General features: G+C 43.3%; 7 protein-coding genes and 1 other RNA gene. 3 read left to right on the forward strand and 5 right to left on the reverse strand.

Annotated features, from left to right (window positions below; all coding sequences use genetic code 11):
• Positions 1-548: alpha-amylase family glycosyl hydrolase (locus ACK4EX_RS11625; protein WP_409773015.1), on the forward strand; the 548-nt coding region annotated here is incomplete at its 5' end.
• A gap of 48 nt (positions 549-596) precedes the next feature.
• Here the strand turns inward: ACK4EX_RS11625 and ACK4EX_RS11630 are convergent.
• Genes ACK4EX_RS11630 through fahA form a run of 5 tightly spaced genes read right to left on the reverse strand, consistent with a single transcriptional unit; the run spans position 597 to position 4,513 of the window.
• On the reverse strand, positions 597-1,709 hold the full coding sequence (locus ACK4EX_RS11630) for a DUF6268 family outer membrane beta-barrel protein (RefSeq protein WP_409773016.1): 1,113 nt from the start codon (positions 1,707-1,709) through the stop codon (positions 597-599).
• Positions 1,710-1,712: 3 nt separating this feature from the next.
• Positions 1,713-2,177, reverse strand: coding sequence for a DUF2147 domain-containing protein (locus tag ACK4EX_RS11635; protein ID WP_409773019.1), 465 nt, complete (start codon positions 2,175-2,177; stop codon positions 1,713-1,715).
• A 12-nt stretch (positions 2,178-2,189) separates the two neighbouring features.
• The gene (locus ACK4EX_RS11640; RefSeq protein ID WP_409773022.1) at positions 2,190-2,702 is read right to left on the reverse strand and encodes a hypothetical protein; all 513 of its coding nucleotides are present in this window, start codon (positions 2,700-2,702) and stop codon (positions 2,190-2,192) included.
• Positions 2,699-3,211, reverse strand: coding sequence for a phosphoribosyltransferase family protein (locus tag ACK4EX_RS11645; RefSeq protein WP_409773024.1), 513 nt, complete (start codon positions 3,209-3,211; stop codon positions 2,699-2,701). Before ACK4EX_RS11645 ends, ACK4EX_RS11640 begins: the two co-directional genes overlap by 4 nt.
• Positions 3,212-3,232: 21 nt before the next feature.
• Positions 3,233-4,513 (reverse strand): fumarylacetoacetase, encoded by a 1,281-nt coding sequence (fahA, locus tag ACK4EX_RS11650; protein WP_409773025.1) that lies wholly within the window; start codon positions 4,511-4,513, stop codon positions 3,233-3,235.
• Positions 4,514-4,563: 50 nt separating this feature from the next.
• On the opposite strand from fahA, the gene glyA reads away from it, so the two are divergent.
• On the forward strand, positions 4,564-5,847 hold the full coding sequence (gene glyA, locus ACK4EX_RS11655; RefSeq protein ID WP_409773028.1) for a serine hydroxymethyltransferase: 1,284 nt from the start codon (positions 4,564-4,566) through the stop codon (positions 5,845-5,847).
• Positions 5,848-5,896: 49 nt separating this feature from the next.
• Positions 5,897-5,995, forward strand: an RNA gene (gene ffs / locus ACK4EX_RS11660) — signal recognition particle sRNA small type.
• Positions 5,996-6,108 lie beyond the last annotated feature (113 nt).

A 6,108-nucleotide genomic window follows, 5' to 3' on the forward strand; every position in this document is an offset into this window, starting at 1 on the left:
TAGACAATCATGATGTAGCACGCATTTACGGAGTTTTGGGGAGGGACTTGCAAAAGCTGAAAATTGCGCTTGGTTGGCTGCTCACGCTCAGAGGAATCCCTTGCTTGTATTACGGTACTGAAATTTTAATGGCTCATACCGATGGGCACGGTCTCATTCGTCAAGACTTCCCCGGAGGTTGGCCTGATGATAAGGTCAACAAATTTTTTTCGGAAGGGCGAACGAATGAAGAGAATGAAATTTTCCGATTTATCAGTAGCTTAAATCATATGAGAAAAGCCCATCCGGCTCTTTCTACCGGCAGATTCACACATTTTGTACCAAGAGAAGGGTTGTATTTCTACACAAAGACTGATAAAGAGGGAGGGCAGTATCTGATCATATCCAATGTGAAATCACAAAGTATTCGATTTAATCCTTCTGAATTTATCTCACTGTCATCCATGCGGCACCTCTTTGGCGATAAAGTAGAAATAGAGCCGAATGCGACTAATGATTTGGAAGTAGTCGTGCCGGCAAAATCCTTTTCTATATACAAGATTAAATAATAAAAACCGACCCTAAAGTCGGTTTTTATTAACTATATTTCAAAAATGTCAGGGACTTACATAATTAATAGAAACATTGAAATAAAATGCTCCGTCAGTTTGATTTCTCATGGCATATGGTTGAGTGCGAATCAAGTTATAAAAATCAGGCCGGCCTTTTTCGAGTCGGTCTCCATCAAATGCATACATAATCCGGTAGCCTGCTTGTAATCCCAGCCACCAAAAATTTTTGATCTGTCGCTGGTAGTCCAGTCTTAGGCGAAGTTCTCCCCTACGGATCAAAAAATCAAATTCATCGTTGCTGAATTGGCTGATGCGATAGCTGGAGCCCTCCAGTTCATATCCAAAGAGCAACAAAGAACGCGGGCTGAATGTGTAGCGACCATGACCCCTGGCAGGTAGCAATATCTCGGCTCCCCATTTTCTGGAAAGTGAAGTCCAATTGTACAGCAAGACAGGCACATAGTTCATGCCACCAGCGCGATATGTGCGTGAAATACCTACGGCCCATTGTTTGCGATCGTTGGGTCGCTGACCATACAACACGGCACCAGAATACAAAAGTTTACCGTCTGTGATGTTGGCCCAACTGTAGTTTCCGCTTACATCGAGCTGAATCTGAGCTATGATAAAGTTCTTTTCATCGAAGGGTATGTAGAAGGTATTGATCCATCCGACTGTTCGAAGGCCATATCGATCAAGTGTATCAGTCATATGCATGAGTGAGTCACGCCAGAATTCATGACTGCGCTTGCGGGCCGTGTATTGCACATCCCATAGGTTCACCTGCGTTTGCCAGAGAAAGCGATTATTGGATATCACAGGAGTCATAAATTGCAATCGAAGACCTCCAGTGTAGTTTGCAAGTCCTTTTTCAGCATCAAAGTTCAGATTGGCACTGTCCAGCGGAAAGGTACCGATCTCCGTAAAACGCATTTCGTAAGGCAACTGTACGTCCCATCCCAGTGAGAAAAAGCGCTGAGGTGAGAGACCAAAAATTCGTGAATTGGCGTAGGTTTTGGTTGGTTTTCCAAGGTATTCTACATCGCCATAGTCGTAGTCGTCTTCATCGTCCTCTTCGGATTCAGTGATTACTTGCGAATGGATAGGCAGTACAGCCAGGAGCAGGAAGAGGGTAAAATGTGTTAATCGCCAAAGCATATTTTATTCTTTTTTCTTTACGGCCACGCGTGTCCAGACGTCGGTACGCCCCAAAGCTTTTACCCCAATAAAACCTCGGATGTCTAGGGTATTTTCATCTCTCATCTTAATGACACAGCTGTAGGTATTTCCATTTTCCGGGTCATAGATGGTTCCGTCTGTCCATTCGTCTTTTCCGCTGTAGCTAAAATCTTTAAGAATTCTGTAGCCTCTTAGGGGCACTTGGCGCATTGACTCATCAGGGTTGTTTTTATCTACTTTGGGCTGATTGGTTACAGGATCAATGGGTTCGCGAAGCCAAACAATTTTACCATAGTATTTCTCGCCAATTTTTTCAATTTTTACGCGGGCTTTTCCATGTGAAGGTTCCCAAACACCAATTAAGCGGTCAGCTTCATCTGAATTTTGAGAAAATCCCTGAGAGGTGATCCAAAAAATTGCAAAAAATAAATGAACGATTTTTTTCATACTCAATTCAATTTAATAGTTAACACGCAGTTTAAACTTGACTAGTGCAGAAAAATCACCATCCAAATCTTCTGCCAAATCCGCATCCATTACTATATTTATCCTATCAAGCTGAAGAAACCGTTCAATTTTCTTCTGTTCATCAGCTACTATCAGTTGAACTTCAGATTCTTCGGCGGCTATGTTGTTAGCAAAGGCAATCTTCTGCATGTCAACATTTCTGCCTGAAATCTCAATTTTTGCGTTTTGCACTTTCGTATTTGGATCTATTACCAATGTTACCTCCTCGAACCGCGCTGATGAAATTTTTTCTTTTGAAAAATCTATATCCGGAAAGAGTTTTTTCAGGTTCACATCCCAAATTCCGATTGCCGTGTTGACTCCTTCAAATAGAGGAGACTCAGCCTTGACTTCCACAGATACGGTGGCTTCAGAACTTTTGTTTGCTCTTTTACACGAATTTAGTTGAGCTAAAATCGCAATACCCATCAGCAGAAATATCGCTTTTTGTTTCATTACTTTCATCTTAAATAAACTTTATATCGATCAGATGACAAATCTACAAAAACATGCTCTTGGAGAGAGGTGGATAACTGAATACCCACTACATCGCAGTATACGGGGAATCGTTTATGATTTCGGTCCACAAGTACAGCAGTAGTCAATGAAGCGGGACGATAGCGCAAAAACGGTTTCAGGGCATACAAGAGAGTACTTCCAGTGTTGAGCACATCATCTACTATGAGAATATTCCTGCCATCGAGACCGGGTAGGTCAGGGGTAATTTTTGCCGGTAATGTATGTGGCAGCTCTTTGTCAAGGGTCAAGGAAAAAATATGAATTTTTATAGCGGAAATTTCTTTCAGACGGTTCGCAAGCAACTGACATAATATACTTCCTCTTGGTGTAATCCCTACCATGTACAGGTCTGTGATGATATAATGGTGTTCATATATCTGCCATGCCATACGGTCGATGATGTGGCAGATTCGATTGTGCTCCAGGATGGGTGATTCAGTTTGATGAAAGTTCATATTCTATTTAAAATAATGAAATTAGTAGTTGATTGCGGGCAGAATAGTAGATTTACACTGGCCAAAACCCAAGTACAGATCATTTTTCTGACAAAATGCACGCATTATCACGGTGTCTCCATCGAGTAAAAAAATCCGCTCTGTACCGTCTGATAGTTTTATGGGTTTGGTTCCTTTCCAGGAGAGTTCGAGCATGGAGCCAAAACTGTCCGCTGCAGTTCCGCTAATGGTGCCTGAAGCCATGATATCTCCGGCCTGAATATTGCAGCCGTTTACAGTATGATGTGCAAGTTGCTGGCTCATGTTCCAGTACAGATATTTAAAATTGCTGCGGCACACCGTTGTAGGTTGACAATCGGAGGGGATAATATCCACTTCGAGCTGGATGTCGAAGGTTTTCTCTCCCGAAGATTTGAGATAGGGGAGAAGTTCCTTTTCCGGTTGAGGGCCTTCACAGCGAAAGGGCTCAAGTGCATCAAGAGTAACAATCCATGGTGATATCGTTGAACCAAAATTTTTGCCTAAAAACGGACCCAAGGGTTGATATTCCCACTTCTGTATATCTCGGGCACTCCAATCATTGAAAATGACCATTCCAAAAATATATTCTTCTGCTTCATCAACCTTTATGGGCTGGCCGAGTGGTTTACCACGGCGCGTTACAAAAGCCATTTCAAGTTCGAAATCAAGCTGCTTGCTGGGTGAAAATATCGGATTGTCAGCTCCAGGGGGCAGGATTTGGCCCCATGGACGATGCAGATGGGTGTCTGATACAACAATACTCGATGCACGACCGTGATAAGCAATCGGCATGTGCAGCCAGTTGGGCATCAATGCATTTTCCGGCCCGCGAAACATGGTTCCAACATTGGCAGCATGCTCTTTGGAAGAGTAGAAGTCTGTGTAATCACCCGGTTTTATTGGTAGGTGTAGTTGTACGCGATGATGAGATACGATGATATTGTCCTTAATCTCTTTATCTAGGTCATAAAGTCCGGCATGCTTATCTGTAAGCAATTCAATAAGCCGCCTTCTAACAGATTGGTGTACTTCACGAGGAAGATCTATAAAGTCATTTAAAAATTCCGAGGCAAAATGTTTGAGAACAAGACCATCGGCCCGAAGAAGTCCACTCTGAAACAGGAGTGAAAGATTAATAATGTAATCTCCTATGCGACTAACTGCTGAGTGGCTTCCGTCTTCAAAATAACCTATACCATACGGAAGATTGTAAACCGGAAAGTCACTCTTTTCAGGAATTTCTAACCAGCATTTCAGATTTTTTAATTGAAGTGTATTCATTTGGTATGGATATTTGACCAGAATTTAATATGCAAACCTACATCACTTTTATGTGGAAAGATGACTATGTTTTTGACCTTATAAAGAAAGAAAAAAAACGTCAAACCGACGGTGTTGAACTCATTGCTTCAGAAAATTTTGCCAGTGACCAGGTCATGAAGGCTATGGGAAGTGTGCTTACCAATAAATATGCAGAGGGATTTCCCGGAAGACGATACTACGGCGGTTGCGAGGTTGTAGATGAAGTTGAAACTGAAGCAATCAATCGGGCCAAATTGCTCTTCGGGGCAGAATATGCATGTGTACAGCCACACAGTGGCTCTCAGGCAAATGCGGCTGTATATCTGGCTATTCTGAAACCCGGTGACAAAATCATGGGATTTGACCTTTCTCACGGCGGACACCTGACGCATGGCAGCCCGGTGAGCTTCAGCGGAAAGCTTTACCAAGCTGCCTTCTACGGAGTGGAGAGAGAAACCGGACAGATCGACTACGAAAAAGTCAGAGAGCGCGTTTTGCATGAGAAACCCAAACTCCTTATCTGCGGTGCGTCTGCTTACAGTCGGGATATTGATTACAAGACATTTAGATCTATCGCAGATGAAGTCGGAGCTTTTTTATTGGCCGATATCTCGCATCCCTCAGGTTTGATTGCCAAAGGTGTGCTCAATGATCCGCTTCCTCATTGTCATTTTGTGACTACGACTACCCACAAGACCTTACGCGGCCCTCGAGGCGGACTCATTTTGATGGGCAAAGATTTTGAAAATCCTTTTGGTCTTAAAACTCCAAAAGGCGAAACGCGCATGATGTCGTCGCTCATAGATGCAGCGGTTTTTCCCGGAGTGCAAGGCGGGCCTCTTGAGCATGTCATAGCAGCCAAGGCCGTGGCATTTGGAGAGGCGCTTACAGATCAGTTTATGAAGTACATCCTGCAAGTGCAGAAGAATGCCCGCGCTATGGCTAGTATGCTAAAAGATATGGATTACAACATCATATCCGGAGGTACTGACAATCACTTGATGCTAATCGACCTCAGAAATAAAAACCTCAGCGGCAAAGCAGCCGAAGCTGCGCTAGGGCAGGCGGGCATTACGGTAAATAAAAATATGGTGCCATTTGACGACAAATCGCCCTTTGTCACCTCCGGTATTCGCATTGGTACTCCGGCCATTACGACCAGAGGTCTGGACGAGAGAGACTGCCAGAAGATAGCGGTCTGGATTGATGAGGCTTTGAAAAATCATTCTTCAGAAAGCACTTTAGCCAAGATTCACAAAGAGGTCAAAAAATTCATGAGGCAATTTCCTCTGTTTCATTGGCATAAGGATTAAGCGATATATTAAGTTTTTATTAAACGGGACTAAAAACTACCTTTGCAGAGGGCAAGTCCCATACAACCAGCTCCTCGTGAATCCCCCAGGTCAGGAATGAAGCAAGGGTAGCGAGTCGTAGCGGTGTGATATGGTCAGCTTGCCCTTTCTTTATTTATGGACATCAGCGTATCGAAATGCAGAAAGAGCCAATACGAGTGGTGATCACCGGTGCACCGGGAAGTGGTAAGACGACCATTATTACTCATTTAAAATTAATAG

This window comes from Thermaurantimonas sp., assembly GCF_046299575.1.
In the GTDB taxonomy this organism is placed as follows: domain Bacteria; phylum Bacteroidota; class Bacteroidia; order Flavobacteriales; family Schleiferiaceae; genus Thermaurantimonas.

Coding starts and splice junctions, on each gene's coding strand:
- ACK4EX_RS11645 (WP_409773024.1), bottom strand. CDS start 3,211: ATGAACTTTCATCAAACTGAATCACCCATCCTGGAGCACAATCGAATC.
- fahA (WP_409773025.1), bottom strand. CDS start 4,513: ATGAATACACTTCAATTAAAAAATCTGAAATGCTGGTTAGAAATTCCT.
- ACK4EX_RS11630 (WP_409773016.1), bottom strand. CDS start 1,709: ATGCTTTGGCGATTAACACATTTTACCCTCTTCCTGCTCCTGGCTGTA.
- ACK4EX_RS11640 (WP_409773022.1), bottom strand. CDS start 2,702: ATGAAAGTAATGAAACAAAAAGCGATATTTCTGCTGATGGGTATTGCG.
- glyA (WP_409773028.1), top strand. CDS start 4,564: ATGTGGAAAGATGACTATGTTTTTGACCTTATAAAGAAAGAAAAAAAA.
- ACK4EX_RS11635 (WP_409773019.1), bottom strand. CDS start 2,177: ATGAAAAAAATCGTTCATTTATTTTTTGCAATTTTTTGGATCACCTCT.